This is a genomic window from Pseudomonas sp. NPDC047961 (assembly GCF_050272435.1).
Lineage (GTDB): Bacteria > Pseudomonadota > Gammaproteobacteria > Pseudomonadales > Pseudomonadaceae > Stutzerimonas.
Map to the genome: position 1 here is coordinate 321177 of NZ_JBNNMD010000004.1, position 26817 is coordinate 347993.

Genomic DNA, 26817 nt, shown 5'->3' on the forward strand with positions numbered 1-26817 from the left:
CATGTAGCAATCCGATCACGCCAAGGACGACCGAATTGAAACATCTAAAGTCAACATTAATTAAAGTTTTTAGTTCCAAAGCATTTAAACGAATCCGCTGGTATCTGACTTCTGAACAGCCAGATGATGACAGATTTTTTGATCTCGCTCCCGTCGACAATGCCGACCGCGATGGCCTATACGGAAAGGCACTGGATTTCGCGATGCAGAATTCTGCAATCAGAAATATTGCCCTTACAGGGCCCTATGGCTCAGGCAAGACAAGTGTTATCAAAACCTACGAGAAAAATACGCACTACCGTTTTTTGAATGTTTCGCTAGCAACATTTAGTGATCCAAACCTAAGCGAGAAATTTGAGACTGCGCCTCCATCAGGTGAAGACACAGTAAAAATTGAGCGAAGCATTTTGCAGCAAATGCTCTATGGTACGGATAGTGGCACTTTACCCTATTCAAGATTTAAAAGGATTTCGAAGCCGCGCTGGCCCAGCACGAATGCAATTAATTTTACATTTTGGGTGGTTGCGTGTGGATATCTTTATCGTGAAAAAGAAGAAATTCTTAGCATAGAATCGATAGAGAACCTAAAACTGCTATGGGTGTTCGTTTCTTTATACGTCGCTGCTTATTTCGCGCAGTTGGTATCCCGCGCCCTAAAGGCGTCGCACTCCTTATCAGTTAAAAGGCTATCACTACAAAACGGTGAAGTGGAGCTTGATCAAACCCCAGAAAGCTCGATTCTCAATAAGTATCTTGACGAAATCTTATATTTCTTTGAAGAGAATGACTATGACGCCGTCATATTTGAAGACCTTGACAGGTTTGGCAGTCCTGAAATATTTATTAAGCTGCGCGAAATAAATAAGATAATCAACGATCGCCCCAAGCGAAGTAGCGTCTTGCACAAGCTCAAGATCTCCCAGCCTTTAAAGTTTTTGTATGCCATAAAAGACGACGTTTTTCTTAATAAAGACAGGGCGAAGTTTTTTGACTTTATAACACCAGTCATCCCAATCATTAATAACTCAAACTCACGAGAGATGTTTGTCGAGTGCATTGCGCCAAAAGATGCTGAAGTAAAAATTAACTCTCGCTTTCTAAGTGAAGTGTCACTATATCTTGATGACTTTCGTCTGATTAAGAACATAAGCAACGAGTTTTTGGTCTATCGAGGCAAGGTTGGTGGAGACCCCAACCTAGACAAACTTCTAGCCATGATTGTTTACAAAAACACTTACCCAAAAGATTTTGAAGAGCTACATCATGGCAAGGGCGCCCTGTATAACGTTGTACAACAGCGGATAACGCTAATTTCTAATGCAGCGGCTCAGATTGACGAGAAAATTGAAAGCCACAAAAAGTTAATCATCAGTTCCGAGTCTGAGCTTTGTTCCGCGGCTGAGGATCTTGCGAGGATCTTTTGGGGACAGCTATGCGGCGGCTACCAGGAATACTATATCAAAGGCATATACCTAGGTGAAAGTGTCATATCCTTCGAAGAGCTTCTGGATTGGGAGAACTTTAGAAGAATATTCAATGAGAAAAATATACGTATACAGGCGCAAGTCCTTGTTCCCGGATACAACCAGATGCGCTTAAAAGAGACAAGTATTGGCTGTTCATTTCGTGAGCTTGAAGAAGCGGCCTCTCCTGGGCTGAAATTTGAAGCTAGGTACGAAAGAATAAAGAACAAAAATCTACAGCGTCGAAATCAGTTAAACATTGAAATTGAGACTTTTAAAGAGGTGAAATCAGAGATTGCGAGAAAGCCGCTTCGCGATCTTATGAAAGACACAGGTATAGAGGTGCACGCCATCGCGCTTGACCATGGGATTGGTGATTCGAGACTGCTGAACTATTTAATAAGGAACGGCTATCTAGACGAGACCTACCACCTATACATATCCATATTTCACGAAGGTAGGATGTCTCGTAATGACTGGAATTTCATTCAGGCAATTCGTGATTTTAGATCTCTTGATCCCAATGTTCAGATTGACACCCCAAAAGAAGTTATTGCAGAAATGCGTGACGAAGACTTTGGTGCTGAATATGTGCTTAATGTCGCTCTAGTAGACCATTTGCTGACCACTCTGCCAGCAAATAAAATCAAGCTACAGAGCGCAATAGGATTCATATCAAGGCGTTTTGCTGACTCGGAGGAGTTCTTCAGAGCATACTGGATATCAGGGAATACTGTCGATAAATTCACACAGGCTTTGTCTGAAAATTGGCCTGAATATGCATCGGTATCCATTAGTAGTGACCAAGCCGCTAAGCATGTAGCAAGAATTATTTCATACGTTTCCCCTTCATACGTAGCCAAGCAAATGAATACCGCTTCGGGACTGGCTCATTACTTGTCACAAAATGCTTATGCAGTATTTTCTGAGAACCTGAAATTTGCTAGCGGCTATGAATCTTTAAAAAGGATGTCTGTCAAGATCTCTGACATCCATGCGATTGAAATGCTTGACGAATTGCTGGCCTATGTTTATGAACACTCTTTGTACTCGCTTAGCATTGATAACGTAAGCTTCGTTTTATCTAAATTTCCTAATAGCAAAGCAGAGCCAGAGGGAATGCTCATAGATTGTCGCCTAGCAAATTACACAGCAATTATGGCGCACAGTAGCCAGCCATTAATAAAATATGTCACTGAAAATATAGACTACTATTTGGACAGTGTCGCCCTTGCGATTGATAGCAATGTGGATGAGTCGAAGGATTCGATCCTGGAGATAATAAATCATCCTGACGTCGATAGCGAACTGGCAACTCAGTTTGCACTAAAGCAGACTCATATCTTTAATGACTTTGAAAGAATACCTAGCAGCATGCGGGATGAGATTTTTTTCAACGGCCGAATAGCTATTAACTGGGAAAATATTATAAGTTACTTTTCGCAAGAGGATCGTGATTGGGATAGGCTTATCAAGAAGCTTGATAGTGATGGTGTGGCAACTGAGCTTTCTAAGTTCAAAATCCGTATTCCCGAAGGCGACACAAGCGCGGTTCTAGAATTATGCAGGCTGCTAATTTCGAATATCACTATTAAACTTGTTAATTTTCAGAAAATATGCGCGAGTATTCCATATCACTATAAGCAGTTCCCTCCAGGTCTGCCTGTTGAAAGAAGAATGGTTCTCACAAATCATCGAATTGTAAGGCTAAATGAAGAATCATTTTTGGACACCTCTGATTCGCCTGAGCTAAGAGCTGCGTTGATAAGAAACAATTTTGATTTGTACATGGGAAATTCCGGAAGCTTTCCTCTTGAGATGGAAGTGAAGACACTATTGCTTTCAACTGTACACGAAAGCAAAAAAAACGCGGTGATAAAGAAAATAAGCGTTGAGGAACTTCAGTCCAGCCCCAAGGCATTACGTGAAGTTTCTAAGTTTTTGGCCACTCCCGGCCTGCTTGCTAATGGATTTAATCGAGAGGTAGCTGCTTACTGTCTCGCCAATGCTGTCGAGCACGAAATTGACATAGGGATACTTATCAATTTCGTTGGCGAGCTGACAGACCATCAGATCACCACAGCATTGAAGACTGCTCCGGAACCATACTGCAACTTTATAAAGGCTAATGCACGGCAGAAAATAGATCGTACCGAGAGACATTTAGAATTTATTAGAGTGCTTGAGCGAAGAGGTATTGTTTCATCAATTAGTGATGACGGCGTTTCTATTCGAGTGAATGCGTATCGAAAGGGCTTCCTTAACTAGTTTTTAAGTGATGACTAGGTTGCTGTACGGAAAGTACTGCCGCTGGCATCCGCAGCGTGCAATACCGAGTCATCCCTGATGGGAATCTCGAACGCATAAGGTTTGGCATTGTCAGTGGAGTTGACCGAGTAGTCTGGCTCGTCTCAACGACATTCAGTCCGTGTCCGCTGTGCAGCCTCATTAAGTACTTAATCGAGCACTAGGGGGTCAGCCCACGATTAACGTCGGGCAACCAAAAAAGGAAACGAAATGGGGAAGATTTATAGGTAAACCGTCTGGTTCTGGCCGATCGCAGCCGGTCGCTTGTCGGGTGGGCAACGGGGATTTCCCGTCCCCATCCAGCCGTTGGTCTCAGAATACCTCGGTTGCCCTTTAGAATTCTTTCTGCGTCCGCCGCAGGGGAAAGGCAATAGGTGAAGACAGCACCAGTTTTCCTATCACCGCCTGCTCGCCAGGCTAATAGCCGCTAACCTTAAACCAAGTTGGAATTTCGCCATCGAACGCCTTGTTCAAGAAGATCCTCAGAGCCTGTTGATCGTCCACGCTCTGGTTGCTAGCGATTTCCAGCAGCATCAAGCGCTTCTCATCCCTGTCGCCTGCGAACATAGTTTGAAAATGGACAACGTGTGGAAAACGCTCCAGCGGATAACCGTAAGTGCCGGATCTCATATCGCCTGAGTAGACAGTGAACAAGCTGGTCACTAGCTTTCGCCACAGAGTTAGTGGAACTTCCAATTGCTCCATGGACTGAATATGTGCATCGTCATCGTAGATCAGAAAGCCTTCAGGGGAATCGAACGATCTAGTGAGGTGCTCCCAATATATGGCCTCGTCTAGATCCGAGATGTAGACTAGATAATCGCCAATGTAGTCCTGCTGAAACTGACGTCGGTTTACGATTTTAGAAATATCTTCAGGGCGTAGCAGGCTTAAAACTTCCTTGGCGATCTCTGGAGATAGGGCCTTTAGATAGTCATGGCGATGCTCTGTCAAGTAATAACTCATAAATTGCTTATAATGATCGTTTAGGCTGGCTAAGTCGTTTTGCAGTACAGCTATTCGGCGTTCGATGTCGATTGGGTCATGTAGCTGTTGGTCGGTTGCCGACTCCTCTAGGGTCCGGAATGCTTGAATAATTACATTCTTTGGTGGTTTCCCCGCCCATTTGCGCACAGCAGTACTTAGCGCCACCGCGGGTGCGCCCAGTGCCGCCAAGGTTGAGAGTAATGGCTGGCCAACGAGAACTACCGACGCTGATGCCAGAATGAACGCTGACGTGGCATCCACTCCGTCGGCAACATAATTGATGAGAGCGGCATTGCGCTTGCCAAAGAGTTCAAAGAATTCTTCAACTAGCGCGCTATTCTCTTGATTTGCTTGCTGTGGTGAAAGGCCACCGAAGGCCGGTGAAAAGTGGCGCTTGATTGCCCGGCGAAGCGTGCCGTGCTCTGAAAGCACATCGAAAAAAGCCGCTGTAGTTACATTCTCTAAGTATGCCACACGCTCGTCCTGCAACAGAGCGGTAAGGCAATGCTGAAATCTAAAGTTCTCGCGTGAGAAAAGCTCGTAATCCGCCGCCTCAACAGCCATAGTTAGCTGTGGATGAGAACTATCCGACAACAACGTGTAGGGGTGGAGTTCTATGCCTTCTTCTATCGCTGCAAAGGCTAGTGAAAGGCCGAGACTTGCAGTAGGCACTGGTCCGTTCGCTCGTAGTTCAGCGTCGATATCCGCGGCAACCGGGCTCCATGCAATCGGGTGAGCTAGTATTACGACGCCGCCCCGCTGGACCACTGCCTTCAACATTAGCAATTCGCAAGCGATTTCTGCAATCAAGTTCCTGCGGGTTTGGTACTGCTCGTTCGCCATGATCCGGCTGTAAATGACGTCCCACAGCAGCACCCTTTCGCCGTAAATTAACCCGAGTTTGATGAACTGATCAAAGTCAGGGACCAGACCAAATCCGACCGTTTGTACATGGTTCACCCCATATTCAGCTGCTGCTTGCCGTGCTGCGTATTCAAGCTCTCCGTTCATCAGCTCTGTCAAGTCAGTACGCAGGTTGGCTATTGATTCATCAGTGATCCAGTCGAGTATGCAGATGGGTACACCTGCATCGTTCCATGTGACCCTAAGGTGCCGTTCGAGTATATGCAGGTATGCGAGGGTAAATTCTGTTGCTGAATCATAATTCGTCATTGTGCTTTCAAAGTTCGGTATGCAAATGTGCTTAAGCGTAATCAAAGACACTAACTTCAGCCTGTCAATAGGTGATGGGAGTGTTTATCCAAAATCTGCGGTGAAAGGCTGTGTCGATGTGCGTTAGATCGAGTTCAGCTGTCAATGTCCGTTTTTGGCCGAAAGTGGCCGGTGGCAGCCATTCTCGGATGCCGCGTTAAGCATCGGGTCAAACGGGTTGCGCAGGTGGGGAGCTCGCGCGGCCAGTCGATGGATTACCCGGCAATGGCCGTGAGTTTGGCCAATTGATCGAGATCGGTCTGCATGCCTGACGTCTCCCTGATGCGCGTCAGGATCTCGCGTTTCAACGCGGTGAATTCGGGCGACAGCTTCATGTCCTGGTCGCGCTGCGCTGGCAGCGGCACCTCATAGATGGAATCGATTCGCCCTGGCCGTGGCGCCATCAGCACCACACGACTGCCGAGGTAGATAGCTTCTTCAACATCGTGGGTGACGAACAGAATCGTGGTTTTCTCGAGCTTGTGCACGTGACGGATCAGGTCGTGCATCACTTCACGCGTCTGGGCGTCCAGCGCGCCGAAGGGTTCGTCCATCAGCAATGTCGCTGGCTTGGGCATCAACGCGCGGGCGATGGCCACGCGCTGCTGCATACCGCCGGACAGCTGGCTTGGAAAGGCCTCGGCAAAGTTCGTCAGGCCCATCAGGCTGAGCAGGGCGTCGGCTCGCCCACTAGCGGTTTCAACATCACCATCGCCACGCACGGTGTCAGAAATCACTTTGAGTTGGCGGCAGAACTTGATGTTTTTCATGACCGTAAGCCATGGGTAGAGGCTGTAGTGTTGAAAGACCATCGCGCGGTCGACGCCGGGACCATCCACGGGGTTGCCATCGAGCAGGATTTCGCCGCGACTCAGGGTTTCCAGGCCGGCAATGATGCGCAGCAGGGTGGATTTGCCACAGCCCGAGGCGCCGACGAAGGTGATGAATTCGTTGGGGCGCACATCCAGGCTGACCGATTGCAGCGCCTCGACCTCGCGCGTGTCGCTGATAAAGGTTTTGCCTACCTGCTGAATACGGATCTTGGCGTCGGTCATGCTTGTGTCCTCCACGGGAAGGCGCGGCGGGAAAGCCAGCGGAAGGCCTGGTCGGTGAGCAAGCCGATCAGCCCGATCAGCAGGATGCCGGCGAAGATCTTGTCGGTGTGCATGTAGCGCTGAGCCTTGAGAATGGCGTAGCCGAGGCCCGAATTGGCGGCGACCAGCTCGGCAACCACTAGGTAGGTCCAGGCCCAGCCGCAGGTGATGCGCAGGGTGTCGAGGATTGCCGGGCGCGCGGACGGCAGGATCACCAGCTTGACGATTTCGCTGCGGTTGGCGCCCATGGTCTGGGCGGCCTCGATCTGCGTCATCGGCACGCGGCGGACGTCTTCGGCGACCATCAACACCATCTGGAAGAAGGTGCCGATAAAAATGATCAGCACCTTCGAGCCTTCGTCGATGCCCACCCACAGCATCACCAGCGGTATGAAGGCCACCGCCGGCATGTAGCGGATGAAGTCGGTCAGGGGTTCGAGAAAAGCCTGCACCGGGCGGTAGGTGCCGATATACAGCCCCAGCGGCAGCGCCAGTAAAGCCGAAGCGCCGAACCCGGCCATGACCCGCCAGACGCTGATGCCAATGTCGGTGAGCAGCCCCTCGCTCGACCACCAGCGGCCTAATCGCTCCAGCACGGCGCCCGGGCTGGGCATGAACATCGGGTCTGCCAGCCCTAGCGCGGTATAGGCCCACCAGAGAACGAACGGTGAAATCAGGCCCGCTGCGGCCAGTGTCCAAACAGTGGTTTTCGGCAGATCGCCACGAATGCGCCACCAGCGGGCGCGGCGCGTTTTGGCAACGGGCGCGGGTTCTGCGCTGATCGGTTGCGCTGCGACCGCCGCGCGCGGCTCCAGGTTGGTGTTCGCGCTAAGGGACAAATGCGCCGTCATGCGACTACCTCCTGAACGAGAGCTGAAATCGGATTCGCCACGCTGACCCAGCCGAGCGTTGGTGGGAATTGGCCAATGCGGGCCAGGTCCCCTTCGGGAATACCGGCGGGTTGGCTGAAATTCCAGTAGCTCGGCAGCAGGTTGTCGCCGACACGCCCCGGCAAGGTCGAGTGGCTGATCATCCAGGGTGTAGCGCCGTTGCGTTGTCGGCCGAAAGATATTTCACAGGCGAGCAGCTTGAGGCGTTTTGCCGGATTGGCACGGGCGAGTTGGTCGCGTAGTTGCCCACCTTCGGGGTCCAACGGCGCAGGCCTGTCGGCAACGAACATGAAGTAATCCCCGGCAACCAGCAGGCAGGCCTGGCGCTCCGGTTCATCGGCTGACCGCAGCCACAGCCCCCAGTTGGTACCGCTGGATTCGGGTACACGCTGCCAGACTTCGTGATAGCGGCCGTCCAGGCCATCTTCAAGCAACCGATCGGGCCCCTCGAAGCGCATGCGGCCGATGTCTGGTGAGCCGCTGGGCGGCTGGTAGTCAATCAGCCTATGCCATTGGCAAATGTCGCCTTCCTCCCTGGTCAAGCCGGCAAAGCCGGCCTGTTCGCACAGGGCCAGCTGTTGTGCATGCGTGCAAGTGGCAAGCGAGGCAGCTGTGGTTGGGGGATGGGGGATGCGCACGTCGGCGTGCAAATGGGCTGTCTGCAGCCAGTAAACATCGCTGGTTTCGTCGCGGCATCCGTCGGTGGTGGTCAACAGGCGACGGCGCCATACGCCCAGGTAGGTCTCGGGAACGCTGTTCATGCGTGGTACTCCGGGAATCGTTTGAGGGTTCGCCAGAAGGCCATGTCGTGGTTCGGCCACAACTCAGCCCCGCTGTCGGCGGCCAATCCCTTGAGCTTGCGGATGCTGTCCAGCGCCATGTCTTCGCGGTCCTGCCAGCAAAGACCGGGCGCTATTTCATCGGTGAGGTTTTCTTCCAGATCAGCCGCGTCTCCGGTCAGGATGACGGGCTTGCCGTGCGGCAGTTCGATCAGCAGAGACATGTGCCCAGCGGTGTGGCCGGGCGTGTTGATTGCATGCACGCCGGGCACCAGCTGGTATTCCTCACGCTGGAGACTCCAGCGGTTCTGGTCAACGAAGGGGCCAGTGAAATCGTCGGCGAAGTAGGCATCGTCGGCCTCGGCGAGAGCCGCTGCCAGCTCGGCCTCGTGCACATGCACGTCGCAGCCGCACAGCTCGCAAAGCCCGCCGGCGTGGTCGAAATGCAAGTGACTGAGAAACACCAGGTCGATGTCGGCCGGTGTAAGGCCGTGCCGGGCCAGGTGGGCCTGCAGACGCTGATCGTCATGCATGTCCGGTGGCCCCATCGGGAACTCCAGCGGATCGAACCAGCGCGCTTTGAGTGCCGGGTCGTTGATCTTGGCGTAGTCGCAGCCGGCATCGAAGAGGATTCGGCCCTGCCGGGTCTCGATCAGGAACGCCAGGATTGGCGCCTCGATCAGGGTGCCGTGGCCACGGTTGCGGGTGGAAATCGACTTGTCGTAGCGATGGGTGGCAGTCAGCAGCGGCCAGAGCTTGAGCACGTCGGTCATGCGGGCATCTCCAGCAAGGCGATCAGCGCATCGCTGGTGATGACTTCGCCGAACAGTCCGCCCTCGACGCCGATCATCGACAGTGCCGCGGCATGCAGCGCCGGGTAGGCAGAGCCGCAAGCGTCAGCGACCGTGAGGCAGGAGTAGCCGAGATCCACCGCCTGGCGCAGCGTTGAGGAAACGCAGACCTCGGTGGTTACACCAGTCAGGATCAACTGACCGATCCCGCGGTTTTGCAGCAGCAGTTGCAGGTCGGTATGAGCGAAGGCGCTATAGCCGGGTTTGTCGATCACCGGCTCGCCAGGCTCGGGCATGAGCTCCTCGATCAGCGCGTTGCCAGGTTCGCCTCGCACCAGAAGACGGCCCAACGGACCGGGGCTGCCTATTGGCGCGCCGCTGGCCTCGGCACGCCGGCGCTTGGTATTGGGGAGGTCGCTGAGGTCGGCGCGATGGCCTTCGCGGGTGTGCACGACCAACAGCCCGCATCGTCGCGCCGCCACCAGCAGCTGGCGGATAGGTTCGATGGGCGCGCGCAGTCTCTCGATGTCCAGCCCAGCCTGATCGGCATAGCCGCCCGGCGCGCAGAAGTCGCGCTGCATGTCGATCACCAGCAGCGCGGTATGCGCCAGTGCGAGGTTCACTGCAGGTTCCCCAGGTCGAACTCATGGCAGACCGCCGCAGCGATACCGCTGACAATGTCGTCGGCCATGCGCTGTCCCTTGTCCGCTGTCGACCCCTTGGCCGAAGACAGCACGCCTGAAGGTGGCACCCATTCGGTGCGGGGCGGATACATATCGTACGGTGGAAAGTCTGCGGGGGCTTCCTCCGGGATACGCTCCAGCGCCACCAGGTTGGGATAGTAATGCAGCATCAGTGAGGTTTCGATGACGGCCGCGTGCTCAAGGGCAAAGCCTGGAAAGCCGTCTGGAAACACGTCAGCCAAGGTCTGTTCACGGCAGAAGTCCCAATGCTCCAGGCGCATGACCTCGAGACCGGCATCCGGTCCCAGTTCGCGTAGCGCCAACTGGATACCTTCGCCGACGAACCACTGGTTCTCGTAATGCCCGACCACCAACACCAGCCGCCTGACGCCGTGTCGGTGAAATTCACGCACCGCGTCGCGGACCAGTGCGCTCAGCGTGGCGCCATCCAGGCTGGTGGTGCCGCAAAAGTGCTGGCCGCCGCCACATTTGGGCTGTGATTTGTAGCCGTAAGACAGGGCGGGTGCGACCAGCCCGCCGACGCGTTGCGCCACATCGGCACAGATGGCGCTGGCGAGCAGCGCGTCGGTGCCCAGCGGCAGATGCGGCCCGTGCTGTTCGGTGGCACCGCAGGGCAGAAAGAGCACAGCGCCTTCACGCACGCGGCGTTCGTATTCGACCCAACTGAGTTGATCCATGTGCACGCTGTTCATAGCGAAGGGCTCCGAATTACGGTCAGGGCCGGGCGTTCCGGCCAGCTGGCGATCAGTGCGGCAAAGGTCACAAGCGCCGCGCCTAGCCATTCATGTGGGGTGATGGCCTGGCTACCGAACCAGGCGGAGGAGAGCACCGCGGCCACCAGCTCGAAGACGACCAGCACTGCCGCACGGCCGGCTTCGATATGGCTGACGCCGTACTGCACCGCGGCCATGCTCAACAGCCAGCCGAGGGCCATCAACCCGATCTGCCAGCTCAGCGTGAGGCTCAGCGGCGGCGGGTAATCGCCCAGCAATGGGCAGAGCACGGCGGCAATCAGAGCGCTACCGACGAAAGGCGCCAAGGTCTTGCTGGCCAGCGGCACCCGGTCGGCGGCGCGGGTAGCGAGATTGTTCAGGCTGAAACCGAGGCCGGCCGCCAATGCGAGCCAGTCGTTGCCACTCAGCGGATGGATCAGCTCGCGGCTGACGCCAAGGGTCAGGGCGATGCCGAGCATGGCCACCAACAGCGCGCCGATTCGTAGCGCTGTCAGGCGTTCGCCCAACAACAGCCAGCCACCCAGCACGCCCCAGACCGGCGCCAGGTAGAACAACAGCATCACGCGAACCACGTCGCCGGTGGCCAGGGCCGTGACCAGCGCGGCTGTGGCACCGCCGCCGCAGATGGCGATAGCCAGCAGACCATTGCGCTGAGCTACCCAGGCATGACGCTCGCGCCAGACCACCGGCAAGGCGATCAGGCTGAGCAGTCCGTAGACCAGCAACACCAGCGGCATGCCGACCAGGCCAACGCTGGCGAAGTGGTGCAAAGGCAACCAGCCGAGGCCCCAGGCGACGGCGCCTGTGACCAGCAGGACCTGTGGCAACAGGGTCATCATGCGCCCATCCAGGAACCGCCGTTGGGCCCAAGTATTTGCCCGGTGAAATAGCTGGCCTGTGGCGAGAGCAGGAAAACGATGGCTGCCGCCACTTCATCAGGCGTGCCGAGTCGGGCCATGGGAATGTCCAGTTCCTTGGCCATCCATTCGGCACTCATGTTTTCTGCTGAGACCATCGCCGTGGCGATGGGGCCTGGCGCGACGGCATTTATCCGTATGCCGCTGGCGGCGAATTCACGCGCCAGCGAGCGGGTCAGGCCGATCACGCCGGCCTTGGCGGTGCAGTAGGCGGCGTAGTCGCTGCGGCCGAGAAAGCCGAGGTCTGAAGCTACATTGACGATGGCGCCGCAACCACGCGGCTGCATATGCCGCAGCGCCTGCTGTGTGCATCGATAGACACCGTGAAGATCGACGTCCAGTACCTGTGCCCAGTCGTGCTCTGTGGTGTCGAGAAAGGGTTGTTCCAGAATGATGCCGGCGTTGTTCACCAGCAGGTCCAGCGGCCCTTGGGCGAGGATTTGCTCGAACATCCCGGCCACCTCCGCCGCTGACGCGACGTCCGCTTCTACGCAACGTGCTCGGCCGCCAAGCGCATCGATCGTCGCACACAGCTGTTCTGCCAATTCCAGCTGGCCGAGGTGGTTGATCCAGACGCTCACGCCCACTTGCGCCAGGCCCAGCACGGTGGCCCGACCAATCCCGGTTGCCGCGCCGGTGACCAGCGCCACTCTGCCTTCCAGTGGCTGGCGATTCATCAATGCATCACCTCGCCATGGCTGACCGACAACGCCTGCCCGGTGAGCGCCGCCGCCAGTGGCGAGCCGAGAAACAAGAAGGTGCCGGACAGGTCCGCCGGGGTCAGCAGCTCCGGAATCGCCTGGGCCGCCAGCACCGCGACCAGCTCTTCGGCTTCGCTGCGCCCGTTTTCTGCCGCCATGATGCGCAGCGAGCGCATCGCTGCATCGGTGCCGATCCAGCCTGGGCAGACGGCATTGACGCGGATGCGCCGCGGTCCCAATTCCCAGGCCAGTGAACGGGTCAAACCGATCACCGCATGCTTGCTGGCCGCATAGGCGGAAAAGCCCGGTACGCCTTTCAGCCCCCAGATCGAGGCTTGGTTGATCACACTGGCACCGGCACGAAGACGAGGCAGCAGCGCGCGGGTCAGTCGCTGCATGGACGACACATTGTTGTCGAGCAAATGCGTCCAGCAGGCATCAGCCTTGGCGCTAGGGTCGGTAATCGGCGTCTGGTATTCGATACCGGCATTGTTGACCAGCACTTCGACCGAGCGGTTACGGCAAGCCAGATCGTCAGCGAAGTGCTGCACGGCGTGCCAGTCTCCGAGTTCAAGCGTGGTGGCGTGCAGCGGCCCCTCCGGTTGCAGGCTTTCGGCCAGTTCGGCCAGTGCATCGGGGTCGCGGTCGACCAGCTCCAGCGTGGCGCCGGCCTCGGCGTAGGTCTTTGCCAGCTGCCGGCCTATACCGCCAGCAGCACCGGTGAGGACGACGCAACGTCCACGATAATCGAGCGCTTTATGCATTTCACACCGCCGTGAGGAAAGACACGCCAACTGCACCGTAGAAGCCGTCAGCCTTCTGCGGACCTTCACCGACCGAGCCATAGTCGTCATCCAGCACACGACGCAGGCGATAGCGGTGGAAGCTGCCGAGCAGATCGCGCATCGGAATGACCTGGTTGTAGGCGCTGCCGTACAGCTCGGCATGCAGCGCGGGCAGGCGATACCAGGGCGCGACCGGTTTCTCGTGATGGGCGTTGTGGTAGGGAAAGTTGAGCAGCAGCAGATTCAGCGATGGCCAGCGTGCGGACACCACATTGCTGAAGGTATTGAGTTGCTCGTAGGCGCGGTCGCGTTGCTTGTTTTCCGGCACCTGGCCGTCCTCGAGCACAGCGAAGGCGTCATAGGTGTGCTGGTAGGCGTCGGCGAAGCGCAGCACAGTGACCATCAGCATCCAGGCCACGGCATACAGCACCAGAGCTTTCAGCGAGAACCAGCCAAGCAGCCCGAACAGCAGCGCGCGGATAAGCATGATCTGGGCGACCTTGCCGCGGCGCGCACGGTGCTTTTCGTTGCGGGTGACGAAGGGCAGCACAATCACGTAGCCGTGCATGATCAATTCGACTGCCGGTACGTAGGCCCACTCCAGCGCTACAACCAGCTTCTGGAACCACACGGGGCGGGCCTTGAGGAAAGCCTTGCTGTCGAAGGTGATCACGTCGGCACGGTCGACGTGGTGACGCATGTGTTTCTTACGCAGGTCCTGAAAGTCGGCATAGCAGCTGCCGGCCAACCAGCTGCAGGCATTGCCCGCCCACTGATTATGCTTGGGCACGCTGAAAATGGTGCCGTGAGCGAACTCATGAATCAGGTAGGCGGCAATGATCATTGCGTGACCAAGCAGTAGCGTTCCCAGCGCATTGAGCCAGCCATTGGCCGGGAACAGCATCACAAGCCCGGCGATGTAGCCGAGCAGGGCATAGCTCATGGCCAGGGTGTTCGGCACTCGACCATCGGCATAACGGAAAAGCGGCTTGCGGGTTTTCATACGGGTCTCCTGTCGGGGCGAGCGCGGCTCGCCCCGGCGCGCATTACTTGGCGAGTGCTTCGGTGAACTGCGCGTCGTAGGTGTCGCTGAAATCCGGGGCGGAGGGGATCTGGCCGTTATCCACCAGCAGCTTGGCAATGATCGCGCCGCTGCCATGGAAGGAATGGGTGTCGTCGCTGGGCGCGAAGCTCTTGCTCATTTCCGCGAGCGGGATGTTGTAGGCACCGGACATCTGTTCGGTGGCTTCTTCGGCGCTGACGCCCAGCACCTCGCCAATGATGTCTGCCGACTCCTCGGGATGCGCCTGCATGTAGGCGAGCCCGTCGAGGTAACCCTGGATCATCGCCTTGATGGCGGCAGGCTTCTTAGCGATCACCGCTTCGTCGAAGACCAGCACATCGGTGATCAGGCCGGGCGCATCCTTGGAGGAATACACGACCTTGAACTTGTCGCCGCTGCCCATGGAGAGGATCTGCGACACGTTGGGCTCGTAGGTCACACCAACCGGCAGATTGCCTGAGGCCATGGCACCGGGAATGCCTTCGGGTGTCATGTTGACCGGCTGGATATCCTTCTCGGTCATACCGTTCTGTTGCAGCGCGTAGGCGAGCAGGAAGTCGGACGGCGAGAGCGGGTTGTAGCCAACTTTTTTGCCTTTGAAATCGGCCACAGAGTTGATCGACGCATCCGCGACGATGGCGTCACCACCGTTGGAGAAGTCGATGGGCATGACCACGCGGTGCTTGAGGCCTTTGGCGACGGAGGCAACGACTTGGTCATAGGTCAGCATGCCGCCATCGAGTGCGCGGCTGAGCATGGCGGTGGGAATCAGGGCCGGGTCGTTGAAGAACTGCAACTCCACGTCCAGGCCGTGAGGCTTGAACAGGTCTTTCTTGTCGGCCACGTAGAACGGCCCGTAACCGGCCCAGACGACGGTGCCAATCTTCAGTTTTTCCGCCGCCTGAACCACCAGCGGCGCGAATAGGGTCGCGACGGCCAGGGTGGCGCCGAGAAGGGTCTTGTGCAGCGAAGGAAACAGCAGACCTGTCATGGTGAAACTCCTACACAGTGGAAGAACCGGCACGGGATGACATCGCGTCCTCCCGGGCTTTTATCCCGCCGTGTAGTCCCAATCCGTGGGACCGGAGAACTCTCGGACCAGCGCTCATCTGCATGAGCCGGAACCCTAGTTCGCCTGTTGTGTAGCTCCTGTGTGCCGAGCGATGTGAGCGCTGTGGCGACTCATCCCGTTCTGTTCTGGGTAGAGCAGGTTGCGTGCCAGTTCGCCTTTAAAACCAATACGGCTTTTGTATCAATCAGTTGAAGGCATTAACTAGAAATCGTCTAGGCCTGGGCCGGCCTGCAATCTGCGCTCAAATGGTGAGGTGTGCGCCGCGATGGTGCTGTCGGTTCCGGTTATCAGCGTTGTGATCAGTCTCACGGCGAGCAACGCGTGCAGCGTGGGTTCGGGGTAGCCCAACCGGCTATGATCCGTGCGCTTTGGAAACGGATGTCCCTAAATGAAAAGGTTTCCCCTGTTCGGGCTGTTGGTGCTTGCCTTCCTCGCGATCGGCGTTGGCGCGATCAAGATGATGACTTGGTCTAGATCCAGAGGCTTGTATCACCTGACAGCAGCGGACTGGCAAAGCGTGCTGGCGTGTGCTGACAGCGTTTCGTCCAGATGCTCATATTCGGAGTCAGTCGAAGCACTGCTTCGAGTCGATATTTTTTCGATGGGGCAGGGCGCGGTGGCAGGGCTCGCCATCCTTACGGCAATCGTCGTCTGTCACCTTGCCAAGGCCTCGACACGATCCTACATCCTGCTGCTCGTTGTGCTTCTTGCGTTTGCCCTCGCGACTCAATTCGCGCACCTACAGTCCGCTGAGTTGGCAGATCACTTCGTCCGCTCTGGCTTGGCCTCTGTTAAGCAAGACTGTTCGAACGGCCGGGCTACGGAGACCTGCGGCGACTACATGGCGCGCATGCAGGGGATACGATACGGTGCCATGATCCTCTCGAAGGTGGTGTTCGCGCTGCTCGCGGCAGCGGCGGTTGCGCTAAGCGCGGTACTCGCGCTCGCTCTGGGCGCCGAAAACACGCGAATCTCCATGTGACTGAGGACGATGGCGGCGATGATGCTCAGGCCATGCCTGCGCATCATCGCGGGTGACAAGCTGAATTAGCCCGGCACCGGCACGTCTTCAGGCAGCAGCTGTTTGTCCTTGAGTGCCCGCCAGAATTCGGCCGGTATGTCGGCCTCGAACTGTTGCACGTACTGTGCAGGACGCTTCGGGTTGCTGGTGCCCGGAATGGCCGACAGGACGGCGGGATGCGCGAGGCAGAACTGCAGCGCCGCAGCCCGGGTATCTACTTCGAACTCCTGACACACCGCTTCGATCTGCCCGGTCTTCTGGCGAATATCATCGGGCGCGTCCGCATAGTCGTAGTGCTCGCCACCGGCGAGTGCACCGGAGTTGAACGGCCCGCCGACAACGATCCCGACGCCACGCTCCACGCATGTGGGAAATAGCGTATCCAGCGCTTCGCGGTGGTCGAGTAGAGAATAGCGGCCGGCCAGCAGAAACACGTCCGGGTCGGATTGCTCAAGTGCCATGCGGCAGGGTTCGACCAAGTTTACGCCAAGCCCCCAACCGCGAATCAGGCCTTCCTCACGCATCTGCGTCAGCGCTTTCGCCGCGCCTTGCATGGCCTGTTGGAAGTACTCGGTCCACTGTGGGCCCCACTGGTCTTCGGACACGTCATGGATGAAGGCGACATCGATACGATTCACGCCCATACGCTCCAGGCTGTCTTCGATGGAGCGTCGTGCGCCGTCAGCGGAGTAGTCGACGACGCGCTTGTTCGGCAGCTCATCGATGAAGGGCGGGGCGTTCTCCGGCCTGCTGGTCGGCTGCAGCAAGCGGCCAACCTTGGTACTCAGGACGAATTCATCGCGGGGCTTTTTGCTGAGTAAGCGCCCGAAGCGTTGCTCGGCCAGGCCGGCGCCATGGTGCGGTGACGTGTCGTAATAACGGATGCCGGCATCCCAGGCGGCCTTGAGGGTCGCGTCGGCGGTGGTTTCGTCGAGCGGGGCGAACATGTTGCCCAACGGCGCGCCGCCAAAACCGAGACGTGGAAGGGTGATGCGCATGGAACCTCCTCTGATGCAAATAGAGCCGACTATTCGGCGTCGCTTTGCATCGGAGGACGTCTGAGAGGGGATGTTCCGGACGTTACGGCAGGACTTGCCCGTACCGAAACACTGCGTTTGGCGACCCCGCTCAGCTACGGCTCTTCATATAGGCTCGCCAGCCACCGTACTCGCTGATATCGACGGCACCCTGCAAACCGTACGGTTCGCAGATGAAGCCGGTTTCCCAGCTGCCGTCGGCCAGTTGTACCTTGCCCAGCCCGAGGGGAGCAGGGATGCCAGTGAGGAAGGAGCCCAGCTCACTGCTCGGGATTTCCCAGATTTCCACCTCAATGGCGACGCCTTCATCGGCAACCCGCACCATGCCCGGGCGGAACGGTGGGCCGCCGGCCAATGCGTACAGTTTGTAGTGCGCTGCGCTGCGGGTTGCTTCGAGCAGTCGGCCGCCGCGTTGTTTGAGCTGCCAGTTCAGGGGCAAGCCATCCAGATGCGCGCCACAGACCACGACACGGGCGCGGTCGCTGCGTGCGGCGTTCCGTGGGGCCGGCGAGGTGATCGACTGCCCACCGATCAATGCGATGCCATGTTGCCGTTGCAGCATGTCGGCCAGGCTCAGCAGGTACTGATCGGTGAATACTCGCCCGAACAAGGTCACGCCCCAGGGCAGGCCGTTCTGCATCACACCCGCCGGCACCGCCACGGCGGCGTAGTCCAGCATGTTCATGAAATTGGTGTAGTAGCCCAGGTCCGAATTGCGCTTGACCGGCTCGGCGTGCAGTTCGTCCAGCGTGACCGGGCGCGGGTAGGCCGGGGTCAGTACACAATCCACCGTGGCCATGATCCGGTCGCAGACGGCCTTGAGCTGTTGCAGCCGGTACTCGGCCTGGAACAGCTGCACGGCAGTGGTGCCCGGTGCCTTTTCCAGCACCGCCTTGATCACCGGTAGCACGGCGTCGGGCTGTTGCTCGATCAACGCGCCGGCAACGCTGTAGCGCTCAGCGACCCAGGGGCCTTCATAGAGCAGCCGCGCGGCTTCAAGGAAGGGCGCGAAGTCGATCTCCACCGGCTCGCCGCCCATCGCTTTCAGGTGCTCAATGGTGGTGGCGAACAGCGCCGGGCTTTCCGGGCAGCCGAGAAATTCCGGTTGTTTGGGCACGCCGAAACGGAAGGTCTTGACCTGGCCAAACGCCGAACCGTCGTTCCACAGTGGATTGGCGCGGCTGTATTCGTCGCGCGGGTCGAGTTCGGCGGTCAGGGCCAGCAGCTGGCTGGATTCGGCCGCGGTAGCGGTGAAGAAGGTGACGCAATCAAGCGTACGGCACGCCGGGACTACGCCCGCGGTTGAGATCAAGCCCTTGCTCGCCTTGAGGCCGATCAGGTTGTTCAACGCGGCCGGCACCCGACCGGAACCGGCGGTGTCCGTACCCAATGCGAAGCTCGCCAGGCCGAGTGCCACGGCCAGGGACGAACCGGCGCTGGAGCCGCCCGACGGATAGGCCGGGTGCACGCTGTTGCGGCACTCGCCGTAGGGCGAACGGGTGCCGTTGAGGCCGGTGGCGAACTGGTCGAGGTTGGTCTTGCCAAGCGGGATGGCACCGAGGGCGATCAGTTGTTCGACGATGGTCGCGCTGTTGTCCGGTGTATAGGCAAAGGCGGGGCAGGCTGCCGTGGTCGGGATGCCGGCCAGGTCGATATTGTCCTTGATGGCGAAGGGGATGCCGTAGAGCGGCAGCTCGGCCGGGGATTTGCTGTCCAGGGCTGCGAGGTAGGGCTCGAGTTCTTCCTCCGTTAGCAGATGAATGAAGAGGTTGAATTCGGCCTGGAGGTTGGTGGCTTGGTCGTGCACTGCAGCGATGAGTGCGCGCGGTGACAGCTTGGCGCTGGAGTAAGCCGCGCGCAGTGTGTCGAGGCGTAGGTCAAAGTCGGTGGTCATGTCGTATTCCTCGTAGGGTGGAAAACGGCAACGCCTTTTCCACGCATGATGTTCGGGACGGCCCGGTGGGCCGGTTGGTGGATCGGTGAGGCGTGATCCACCCTACGGTCATCTGTTGGGCAGGGAGCCTTACGCGCCCTCGATCACCACCACCCGCTGGCCGGCACGCACGGGCGAGCCAGGCTGCACTCGGATGTCCTTCACCACGCCGGAAACAGGTGCGGTGAGCGGGATTTCCATCTTCATGCTCTCGAGGATCACCAGCACGTCGCCGGCTTCCACCCGAGCGCCTTCGGTCACGGATACCTGCCAGAGATTCCCGGCGATGTGGCTTTCGATGCCATGCTCGCCGGCGCCCAGCGGGGCGTCTTCACCGAGCTCAGCGGCGACTTCCTCGCTCTCGAAGTGCGCCTGGCCGGATGCGATCCAGCGTTGGCGTTCGGCGTCGAAAGCAGCGCGCTGCTGGCTGCGGAAGGCGTCGATACCCGCGGCTTCCTTAGCCAGGAATTCCTGATAGTCGGACAGGCGCAGCTCGGACTCTTCGATCGTCAACGGGTAGCGGCCCAACGGGAAATCGCGGCGGATCTTCAAAAGCTCCTCGGCGGAAACCGGGTAGAAGCGGATCTGGTCGAAGAAGCGCAGCAGCCAGGGCTGGCCGCCGAACGCCTCCACCGCGCGGTAGCGGTTCCACATCTGCAATGTGCGACCGACGAACTGATAACCGCCCGGGCCTTCCATGCCGTAGACGCACATGTAGGCACCGCCGATGCCGACGGAGTTTTCCGCGGTCCAGGTGCGCGCTGGGTTGTATTTGGTGGTGACCAGCCGATGCCGCGGGTCCAGGGGGGTTGCTACTGGCGCGCCGAGGTAGACGTCGCCCAGGCCCATCACCAGATAGCTGGCTTCGAACACTGTGCGATGCACCTCGTCGAGGTTCGGCAGATCATTGATGCGACGGATGAATTCCAAATTGCTCGGGCACCAGGGTGCGTCCTTGCGCACCGTGGTCATGTACTTGTCGATCGCCAGCTGACAGGCCGGGTCGTCCCAGGAAAGTGGCAGATGCACGATGCGCGACGGGACTCGAAGATCTTGCGCCGAGCACACCGCGTCCCAGAGGCCGTCGACGGTGCCGAGCAGGCTCCGAAGCGGCAGGGTCTCCGGCTGGTAATGGACCTGCAGGGAGCGGATGCCGGGGGTGAGGTCGATCACGCCGTTGAGGTTCTTCGCCTCGAGCGCCTGCATCAATGCGTGGCCTCGGAAGCGCAGGACAAGGTCCAGTTCGGGCGCGCCAATTTCCAACAGCAAATGGGTGTCGCCGGAGAGTCGGGCGACCAGGCGGGTGTCGTCGTTACCCAGATCGAGAACGATGGGCGATGTGAGGGCATGGGCTGTTGTAGGAGCCAGCTTGCTGGCGATCCTTTCGCATGGCTGATCGCGAGCAAGCTCACTCCTACAAAGGTTGGCGCACTCAAGATTTTGGGTCTTAGCCAACTCACGCGCCATGGACACATCCACTGGCACGAAGCGCACCCGGTCACCGGCCTTGAGCTGGCCCATCTGCCAGAGGTCGGCGTCGATGATGGTCACTGGACAGACAAAGCCGCCGAGGCTCGGGCCGTCCGGGCCGAGGATGACCGGCATGTCGCCGGTGAAGTCCACGGCGCCGATGGCGTAAGGGTTGTCGTGGATGTTCGAGGGGTGAAGGCCGGCCTCGCCGCCGCTGTCACGCACCCACTCGGGCTTCGGTCCTATGAGGCGAACGCCGGTGCGGCTGGAGTTGAAATGCACTTCCCAGTCGGTGGCGAAGAAGCGCTCGATATAGCCTTCCGTGAAGTATTCCGGCGCGCCGTGCGGGCCGTAGATCACACGGATCTCGCGTACCGATGGCAGCGGCGGGCAGAGCTCGACAGGCAGGCAGGCGACGGCGCTGCGGTCAACGAGTTCAGGAATATGCAGTACATCACCGGCGCGTAATGCGCGTCCGGCATGGCCGCCGAACTGGCCAAGGGTGAAGGTGCTCTTGCTGCCCAGATAATCGGGCACCTGCAGCCCGCCGCGTACGCATAGGTAGCTGCGTGCACCGGCGCCGGCAATGGTGCCGAGCGCAAGCGTGCTGCCAGCCTTGACCAGAATCGCAGTGCACATCGGTTGCGCGACGTCGTCGAGCTTCACCGGAATGTCGGCGCCCGTTACCGCGACCACCGCATCGGTGTTGAAGCGCAGAATCGGCCCGCTCATGGTGATTTCCAGGCCCGCAGCATCGGTCGGATTACCCAGCAGCGCATTGCCCAGGCGCAGCGCACGGCTGTCCATCGGCCCGGACGGAGGCACGCCGACAGCCCAGTAACCGAGCCGGCCGGGAAAGTCCTGAACGGTGGTCTGGGTGCCAGCGGTGAGCACCTCGAAAGTGGTCGCCTGGTAAGTCAGGCCGTCCAGGCAACGGGTCCAGGGATTGCCCTTGGCAAACGGGGCATACGCGAGAATCTGGCGCAGGTAGTCGCGGTTGGTCTCGACGCCATACAGCAGGCTGTCGGCTAAGGCCTGATCGAGCGCAGCCTTGGCTGCCTCACGGGTCGACGCGTAGGTGATGAGCTTGGCGATCATCGGGTCGAAGTAGGGCGGAATTTCGCAACCTGCTTCGACCCAAGTATCGATGCGCAGTGCTTTGCCGTCGGCAGCTGGAAACTGGACCGCGGTCAGCAGGCCAGGGCTCGGCTGAAAATCGCGCCCCGGGTCCTCTGCATAGAGCCGCGCCTGGATGGCGTGGCCCTCGGGCTTCAAGCTCTTGGCCAGCTCGGTCAGCGGCGGCAGATCACCGGCCGCCAGTTCGATCATCCAGCGCACCAGATCGACGCCCCAAACCTGCTCGGTGACGCCATGCTCGACCTGCAACCGGGTATTCACTTCGAGGAAGTAGAACTGCTCGGCCTCGCTGTCATAGACGAACTCGACCGTGCCGGCGCTGCGATAGCTAACCGCCTTGGCCAGCTTGATCGCCGCCTCGCACAGCGCATCGGCCATGCCGGCGGGTAGGTTCGGCGCCGGGGTTTCCTCCAATACCTTCTGGTTGCGCCGCTGCACAGAGCAGTCGCGCACGCCGAGGGCGATCACATTGCCCTCACCATCACCGAATACCTGCACTTCCAGATGACGGGCGCGCTGGATGTATTTCTCGATGAATACGCCGGCGTCGCTGAAATTGTTTTGCCCCAACCGTTTGACTGCGTCGAAGGCATCCGCCAGTTCAGCCGCGTCACGGCAGACCCGCATGCCGATGCCGCCGCCGCCAGCAGTACTCTTGAGCATGACCGGATAGCCGACCTGGTCGGCTGCGCTTAGCGCATCGGTGAGGCTGTCGAGTAGCTCGGTGCCTTCGAGCATCGGCACGCCGTGCTGCTTGGCCAGCGCGCGGGCGGTGTGCTTGAGGCCAAATACCCGGAGCTGCTCTGGCGTCGGCCCGACGAAGGCGATACCGGCCGCCTCGCAGGCTTCGGCGAACGCGGCGTTTTCGGAGAGGAAGCCATAGCCGGGGTGGATCGCTTTCGCACCGGTTCGATGCGCAATGGCGAGGATCTTGTCGACCGCCAGATAGGTATTCGAGGCAGCGCCTTCGCCGAGGCTATGGGCTTCACTGGCCTGTTGGATATGCAAGCTGGCGGCATCGGCCTCCGAGTAGACGGCAACGCCTTTCACGTCCAAGGCACGCAGCGTACGCAGGATGCGGCAGGCAATGGCGCCGCGGTTGGCGATCAGGAGTGTGTCGAACATCTTCAGTCCCTCTGGGGGAGGCGGGCCGTCCCGCTTATATTCATTCATCGCCCCCGGCCGTCCGGGGGTTCATCCATTGGTAGGGTGGGCTTCAGCCCACCATGTGGACGTACTGCTAACGGTGGGCTGAAGCCCACCCTACGACGCTCAAGCAGGGCGCCGCGCGCCCCATCCCTCTGTGCTACTGGGCCGCGCGATGATCATCCTTCCCCCGCGCATCCGGCTTGGGTTTGGTGGGCCGCTGCCCGGCGCGTGCTTGCATCAACGGCAGCAGGTAGCGGCGCAACCAGCGCATCAGTCCCACACCAGCACCTCGGCCGGCGTGGGGTTCCAGCCGTTGCACGGGTTGTTGAGTTGCGGGCAATTGGAGATCAGCACGATCACATCCTGCTCGGCCCTCAGCTCGACATATTTGCCAGGGGCGGAGATGCCGTCCTCGAAGGTCAGGCCGCCGTCGGGCGTGACCGGGACGTTCATGAAGAAGTTGATGTTGGCGCCGATGTCGCGCTTCTCCAGGCGACCGTCGTGCAGGCTGGCACGCAGGAAGTTATCGCGGCAGCTATGCATGTAGCGCTTGTCCAGGGCGTAACGCACCACGTTGCTTTCCTGTGCACAGGCCCCGCCGAGCGTGTCGTGACGGCCACAGGTGTCGGCGACGATGGTCAGCAGCGGGTTGCCAAGGTTCGAGTAGAGCACCGTGCCGGTGGTGAGATAGACCTTGTTCTGCCGGCGCAGCGTGCGCTGCGGATCGAAACGCTCACGCGGATTCATGGCGCTGAAAAACAGGGTGTCGACCGCCTGATTGCCTTCCAGATCGAGCAGGCGCAGGGTCTGGCCGGCCTTCACTTCGAACAGATAGGGCTCGCCAGCCGGAATCACATGCCGGAAAGTGGCGGCTTCGGGGTGCAGGTTGCTTTCGTGGATGGTCATTTGGGCACCCCTTCCTCAGATGTAGAGTCGTTCGGTGTTGTGAAAGCCGCGGCTATTTTCCGGGCGCGAGGTGCGGCAAAGGACGCTGATGCCATCGCTGTCGACGCGGTGCCAGCTGAGCTGGACGGGTTTCGGTGCGTACTCGGGGTTCGGGTCCATTGGGTGTGGCAATGCGGTCAGCACAACCAGCGTCTCCATTGGCGCGTACAGCTCCACGGCGTCGCCGGCCTTGCTGTTGCCGGCCTCGAAGGCGAAGCCGCCGTCGGCGTCCACGGTGACCTTGCTGAACAGATTGAGTGTCATCAGCAGGTCCTGCAGATTCAGGTTCCACTTGCCCATTTCCACCAGCAGGTTGTCCGTGCCGTTGCGGAAGAAGCCGTTGCGCAGTTCCTGATAGCGACCCTGGCCGTATTTCTCGGCGACTTCGTCAGCGTTCAGTACGCCACCGAAACTGTCATGCCAGCCGCAGGTATCGGCTGTGATGCAGGCCAGCACCCGACCCATGTCCGAATACAGGCAATGGCCAGTGGTGAGCTTGGCGGTGTGCTGGCACTTGAGCGTGTCCGGCAGGTTGAGTCGCTCGCTTTTTTCATGCGCGTTGAACATCAGCAGACTGACGTTGGCGCCGCCCTCGAGGTCGGTCAGGCGCAACAGCTGACCACGCTTGAGCACGAAGGAGGTGTGGCCGCCGCCGGGTAGGGTTTCTTCATAAAGCATGGGGCGGATAGCGAGTGAAGCGCTCATGTCAGACTCCTTGATTGACGGTATGCAGGTGGCCTAGCTGCGGTGGCAGGTCGCCAGCGGCGGCGCGCGCGACCCGGCGATCGCTGTTCAGCGGGATGTCATAGGTGACGCGTGCGCCGTAGGCGCCAGGGGCGTGAGGGTCGAGGCGGGTCTTGTCGAACACCAGGATGCGCGTTCCGAGGGTGAAGCCTTCGGACAGGTCGTGGGTGACCATGAACACCGTCAGTTGGGTCTCCCGCCAGAGTTGCAGAAGCAGCTCATGCATGTCCTTGCGAATGCCGGGATCGAGTGCGCCGAAGGGCTCGTCGAGCAATAACACACGGGGCTTCATGACGAGTGCCTGGGCGATAGCCAGACGCTGCTGCATGCCGCCAGAGAGCTGCGCTGGGTACTTATCCAGCGAGTGACCAAGGCCCACTTTGCGGAGGATCACTTCGGCCTGCTCGCGTGCTTCGCGCTTGCTGCGGCCGAACAGGCGGCCCAGCAGGGGGGATCTGGGCAACTCCAGGCCGAGGGCGACGTTGTCCACTACCGACAGGTGTGGAAACACCGAATAACGCTGGAACACCACGCCACGGCTAGCGTCGGGCTCGCCGGCGATGGGTGCGCCATCGAGCAGGATGTCGCCGCGGCTGGGCCGTTCCTGGCCGAGCAAGAGTCGCAGAAAGGTGGATTTTCCGCAGCCGGACGCGCCGACCAGGGTGCAAAATTCACCTTCATTGACGCTCAGGTTCAGCCGTTCCAGCACCACCTGATCGCCATATTCCTGCCAGACATTGTTGACCTGAATGAAAGGGTTGGTTGGCCGTTCGCCAGCCGGGCGGATGACATGACTCATGCCTTGGCTCCTTCGTACCAGGGGAAGGCCAGCTGGGTGAGCTTGCGTAGACCGAAATCCATGCTCCAGGCGAGCAGGGTGATCCAGGCCACGTACGGCAGGATCACGTCCATCGCCAGATAGCGGCGGACCAGAAAGATGCGGTAGCCCAACCCGTCGGTGGAGGCGATGGCCTCGGCGGCGATGAGAAACAACCAGGCTGAACCGAGCACCAGGCGCAGTGCGATCAACAGGCGCGGCAGTAATTGCGGTAGCACCACCCGCAGGATCAGCGTCCAGGTGTTGGCGCCCAGCGTCTGCGCTTTGATCAATAGCTCCGGCGGCAATTCTCGGGCGCGCTGTTCCAGATCGCGGGCCAGCACCGGGGTCACGCCAATGACGATCAACATCACCTTGGACAGCTCGCCGAGACCGAAGACGATGAACAGAATCGGCAGGATCGCCAGCGGCGGGACCATCGACAGCACCGTCAGCAAAGGCGACAGGGGCGCGCTGAATAGCGGCAGCGTCCCAGCAGCAACACCGAGGCACAGCCCGGCAACGGCGGCGATGCCGAGGCCGACGCCGAGGCGCTTGAGGCTGGACGCGGTGTCCTGCCAGAACAGGTAGTCGCCACTGCGTTTGTCCGGCGTGAAGGCAAGGCGCTCCACAGCGCTGGACATCTGCGTGAAGCTAGGCAGGAGCTTGTCGTTGGGGTTGGTCTCGAGCCGTTGTGCAGAGCTGACCAGATAGGCGAACAGCAGAATTGCGAAGGGCAGCATCACCAGCAGCGTCCAGCCGGTGCGGCTCGGAACACGATTGATCAGGCGCATGGGGAGGTCCCCCTTTCGATCGGGGGGTGTCGCCGCGGGTCGGTCGTGTTGTCGAATCCGAGCAGGGGCATAAAAGTCCTCCAGTGAGTGGACATGGCAATAGGAGCTGCGTGTCGAACGCCGTCTCCCGGGCTTTTATCCCGCCGTGTAACCTCACTGGAGGTCGCCAACTCTCGGACCAGCCACTCGCAACCGCGAGCCGGAACCCTAGTCAGCTATTTCTGAATTTTCTCGTCCCTGAGCCGCAGCTTCCTGGCAATAGGGATTTTGC

Annotated in this window: 21 protein-coding genes and 2 riboswitches; of the genes, 2 read left to right on the forward strand and 19 right to left on the reverse strand. The window is 59.1% G+C overall.

What is annotated here, in order from left to right; translation table 11 throughout:
- Positions 1-35: 35 nt before the first annotated feature.
- Entirely contained in the window at positions 36-3731 is a 3696-nt protein-coding gene (locus tag ACQKIK_RS15815; RefSeq protein WP_499136618.1) for a YobI family P-loop NTPase, read from the forward strand.
- Positions 3732-4187: 456 nt separating this feature from the next.
- Here the strand turns inward: ACQKIK_RS15815 and ACQKIK_RS15820 are convergent, their stop codons facing one another.
- From ACQKIK_RS15820 to ACQKIK_RS15875, 12 genes are all read right to left on the reverse strand, one after another.
- Positions 4188-5930 carry a hypothetical protein gene (locus tag ACQKIK_RS15820; protein ID WP_499136619.1) on the reverse strand — a complete coding sequence of 581 codons (1743 nt, stop codon included), beginning with the start codon at positions 5928-5930 and terminating at the stop codon, positions 4188-4190.
- 254 nt (positions 5931-6184) lie between these two features.
- On the reverse strand, positions 6185-7024 hold the full coding sequence (locus ACQKIK_RS15825; protein ID WP_463308234.1) for an ABC transporter ATP-binding protein: 840 nt from the start codon (positions 7022-7024) through the stop codon (positions 6185-6187).
- Positions 7021-7914: an ABC transporter permease gene (locus ACQKIK_RS15830; protein ID WP_045426991.1), complete on the reverse strand. Its 894-nt coding sequence runs from the start codon at positions 7912-7914 to the stop codon at positions 7021-7023. The genes ACQKIK_RS15825 and ACQKIK_RS15830 overlap by 4 nt, the downstream gene beginning before the upstream one ends.
- Entirely contained in the window at positions 7911-8714 is an 804-nt protein-coding gene (locus ACQKIK_RS15835) for a hypothetical protein (protein WP_045426993.1), read from the reverse strand. The genes ACQKIK_RS15830 and ACQKIK_RS15835 overlap by 4 nt, the downstream gene beginning before the upstream one ends.
- Positions 8711-9505, reverse strand: coding sequence for an N-acyl homoserine lactonase family protein (locus ACQKIK_RS15840; RefSeq protein WP_499136621.1), 795 nt, complete (start codon positions 9503-9505; stop codon positions 8711-8713). The genes ACQKIK_RS15835 and ACQKIK_RS15840 overlap by 4 nt, the downstream gene beginning before the upstream one ends.
- Positions 9502-10146: a cysteine hydrolase family protein gene (locus ACQKIK_RS15845; protein WP_084797721.1), complete on the reverse strand. Its 645-nt coding sequence runs from the start codon at positions 10144-10146 to the stop codon at positions 9502-9504. Before ACQKIK_RS15845 ends, ACQKIK_RS15840 begins: the two co-directional genes overlap by 4 nt.
- Positions 10143-10919, reverse strand: coding sequence for a creatininase (locus ACQKIK_RS15850; RefSeq protein ID WP_499136622.1), 777 nt, complete (start codon positions 10917-10919; stop codon positions 10143-10145). The genes ACQKIK_RS15845 and ACQKIK_RS15850 overlap by 4 nt, the downstream gene beginning before the upstream one ends.
- Positions 10916-11800: a DMT family transporter gene (locus ACQKIK_RS15855; protein WP_499136623.1), complete on the reverse strand. Its 885-nt coding sequence runs from the start codon at positions 11798-11800 to the stop codon at positions 10916-10918. The genes ACQKIK_RS15850 and ACQKIK_RS15855 overlap by 4 nt, the downstream gene beginning before the upstream one ends.
- The gene (locus tag ACQKIK_RS15860; RefSeq protein ID WP_499136624.1) at positions 11797-12555 is read right to left on the reverse strand and encodes an SDR family NAD(P)-dependent oxidoreductase; all 759 of its coding nucleotides are present in this window, start codon (positions 12553-12555) and stop codon (positions 11797-11799) included. Before ACQKIK_RS15860 ends, ACQKIK_RS15855 begins: the two co-directional genes overlap by 4 nt.
- Positions 12555-13343, reverse strand: coding sequence for an SDR family NAD(P)-dependent oxidoreductase (locus tag ACQKIK_RS15865; RefSeq protein ID WP_499136625.1), 789 nt, complete (start codon positions 13341-13343; stop codon positions 12555-12557). Before ACQKIK_RS15865 ends, ACQKIK_RS15860 begins: the two co-directional genes overlap by 1 nt.
- A gap of 1 nt (position 13344) precedes the next feature.
- Positions 13345-14367, reverse strand: coding sequence for a fatty acid desaturase family protein (locus ACQKIK_RS15870; RefSeq protein ID WP_499136626.1), 1023 nt, complete (start codon positions 14365-14367; stop codon positions 13345-13347).
- Between the two features lie 43 nt (positions 14368-14410).
- On the reverse strand, positions 14411-15418 hold the full coding sequence (locus ACQKIK_RS15875) for an ABC transporter substrate-binding protein (RefSeq protein ID WP_499136627.1): 1008 nt from the start codon (positions 15416-15418) through the stop codon (positions 14411-14413).
- 47 nt (positions 15419-15465) lie between these two features.
- Positions 15466-15568, reverse strand: a riboswitch (guanidine-I (ykkC/yxkD leader).
- A gap of 319 nt (positions 15569-15887) precedes the next feature.
- Here ACQKIK_RS15875 and ACQKIK_RS15880 point away from each other — a divergent pair.
- The gene (locus ACQKIK_RS15880) at positions 15888-16481 is read left to right on the forward strand and encodes a hypothetical protein (protein WP_499136628.1); all 594 of its coding nucleotides are present in this window, start codon (positions 15888-15890) and stop codon (positions 16479-16481) included.
- A 65-nt stretch (positions 16482-16546) separates the two neighbouring features.
- On the opposite strand, the gene ACQKIK_RS15885 is transcribed toward ACQKIK_RS15880, so the two are convergent.
- The 7 genes from ACQKIK_RS15885 to ACQKIK_RS15915 form a co-directional block, all read right to left on the reverse strand.
- Entirely contained in the window at positions 16547-17518 is a 972-nt protein-coding gene (locus tag ACQKIK_RS15885) for an aldo/keto reductase (RefSeq protein WP_499136629.1), read from the reverse strand.
- Positions 17519-17648: 130 nt separating this feature from the next.
- Positions 17649-19451: an allophanate hydrolase gene (gene atzF, locus ACQKIK_RS15890; protein WP_499136630.1), complete on the reverse strand. Its 1803-nt coding sequence runs from the start codon at positions 19449-19451 to the stop codon at positions 17649-17651.
- A gap of 129 nt (positions 19452-19580) precedes the next feature.
- The gene (uca, locus tag ACQKIK_RS15895) at positions 19581-23222 is read right to left on the reverse strand and encodes an urea carboxylase (RefSeq protein WP_499136631.1); all 3642 of its coding nucleotides are present in this window, start codon (positions 23220-23222) and stop codon (positions 19581-19583) included.
- A 294-nt stretch (positions 23223-23516) separates the two neighbouring features.
- Positions 23517-24152, reverse strand: coding sequence for an urea amidolyase associated protein UAAP2 (locus ACQKIK_RS15900; protein ID WP_499136632.1), 636 nt, complete (start codon positions 24150-24152; stop codon positions 23517-23519).
- A gap of 15 nt (positions 24153-24167) precedes the next feature.
- The gene (locus ACQKIK_RS15905) at positions 24168-24896 is read right to left on the reverse strand and encodes an urea amidolyase associated protein UAAP1 (protein WP_463286882.1); all 729 of its coding nucleotides are present in this window, start codon (positions 24894-24896) and stop codon (positions 24168-24170) included.
- A 1-nt stretch (position 24897) separates the two neighbouring features.
- The gene (locus tag ACQKIK_RS15910) at positions 24898-25734 is read right to left on the reverse strand and encodes an ABC transporter ATP-binding protein (protein ID WP_499136633.1); all 837 of its coding nucleotides are present in this window, start codon (positions 25732-25734) and stop codon (positions 24898-24900) included.
- The gene (locus ACQKIK_RS15915; RefSeq protein WP_045427029.1) at positions 25731-26546 is read right to left on the reverse strand and encodes an ABC transporter permease; all 816 of its coding nucleotides are present in this window, start codon (positions 26544-26546) and stop codon (positions 25731-25733) included. Before ACQKIK_RS15915 ends, ACQKIK_RS15910 begins: the two co-directional genes overlap by 4 nt.
- 122 nt (positions 26547-26668) lie before the next feature.
- A riboswitch (guanidine-I (ykkC/yxkD leader) is annotated at positions 26669-26768 on the reverse strand.
- Between the last annotated feature and the right edge of the window lie 49 nt (positions 26769-26817).

Excerpts from the sequence above, each read along its gene's own strand:
- ACQKIK_RS15915 (WP_045427029.1), bottom strand. The coding sequence starts at position 26,546 with ATGCGCCTGATCAATCGTGTTCCGAGCCGCACCGGCTGGACGCTGCTG.
- ACQKIK_RS15855 (WP_499136623.1), bottom strand. The coding sequence starts at position 11,800 with ATGATGACCCTGTTGCCACAGGTCCTGCTGGTCACAGGCGCCGTCGCC.
- ACQKIK_RS15880 (WP_499136628.1), top strand. The coding sequence starts at position 15,888 with ATGAAAAGGTTTCCCCTGTTCGGGCTGTTGGTGCTTGCCTTCCTCGCG.
- ACQKIK_RS15865 (WP_499136625.1), bottom strand. The coding sequence starts at position 13,343 with ATGCATAAAGCGCTCGATTATCGTGGACGTTGCGTCGTCCTCACCGGT.
- ACQKIK_RS15835 (WP_045426993.1), bottom strand. The coding sequence starts at position 8,714 with ATGAACAGCGTTCCCGAGACCTACCTGGGCGTATGGCGCCGTCGCCTG.
- uca (WP_499136631.1), bottom strand. The coding sequence starts at position 23,222 with ATGTTCGACACACTCCTGATCGCCAACCGCGGCGCCATTGCCTGCCGC.
- ACQKIK_RS15910 (WP_499136633.1), bottom strand. The coding sequence starts at position 25,734 with ATGAGTCATGTCATCCGCCCGGCTGGCGAACGGCCAACCAACCCTTTC.
- ACQKIK_RS15885 (WP_499136629.1), bottom strand. The coding sequence starts at position 17,518 with ATGCGCATCACCCTTCCACGTCTCGGTTTTGGCGGCGCGCCGTTGGGC.
- atzF (WP_499136630.1), bottom strand. The coding sequence starts at position 19,451 with ATGACCACCGACTTTGACCTACGCCTCGACACACTGCGCGCGGCTTAC.
- ACQKIK_RS15825 (WP_463308234.1), bottom strand. The coding sequence starts at position 7,024 with ATGACCGACGCCAAGATCCGTATTCAGCAGGTAGGCAAAACCTTTATC.
- ACQKIK_RS15820 (WP_499136619.1), bottom strand. The coding sequence starts at position 5,930 with ATGACGAATTATGATTCAGCAACAGAATTTACCCTCGCATACCTGCAT.
- ACQKIK_RS15840 (WP_499136621.1), bottom strand. The coding sequence starts at position 9,505 with ATGACCGACGTGCTCAAGCTCTGGCCGCTGCTGACTGCCACCCATCGC.
- ACQKIK_RS15850 (WP_499136622.1), bottom strand. The coding sequence starts at position 10,919 with ATGAACAGCGTGCACATGGATCAACTCAGTTGGGTCGAATACGAACGC.
- ACQKIK_RS15875 (WP_499136627.1), bottom strand. The coding sequence starts at position 15,418 with ATGACAGGTCTGCTGTTTCCTTCGCTGCACAAGACCCTTCTCGGCGCC.
- ACQKIK_RS15900 (WP_499136632.1), bottom strand. The coding sequence starts at position 24,152 with ATGACCATCCACGAAAGCAACCTGCACCCCGAAGCCGCCACTTTCCGG.
- ACQKIK_RS15870 (WP_499136626.1), bottom strand. The coding sequence starts at position 14,367 with ATGAAAACCCGCAAGCCGCTTTTCCGTTATGCCGATGGTCGAGTGCCG.
- ACQKIK_RS15860 (WP_499136624.1), bottom strand. The coding sequence starts at position 12,555 with ATGAATCGCCAGCCACTGGAAGGCAGAGTGGCGCTGGTCACCGGCGCG.
- ACQKIK_RS15905 (WP_463286882.1), bottom strand. The coding sequence starts at position 24,896 with ATGAGCGCTTCACTCGCTATCCGCCCCATGCTTTATGAAGAAACCCTA.
- ACQKIK_RS15830 (WP_045426991.1), bottom strand. The coding sequence starts at position 7,914 with ATGACGGCGCATTTGTCCCTTAGCGCGAACACCAACCTGGAGCCGCGC.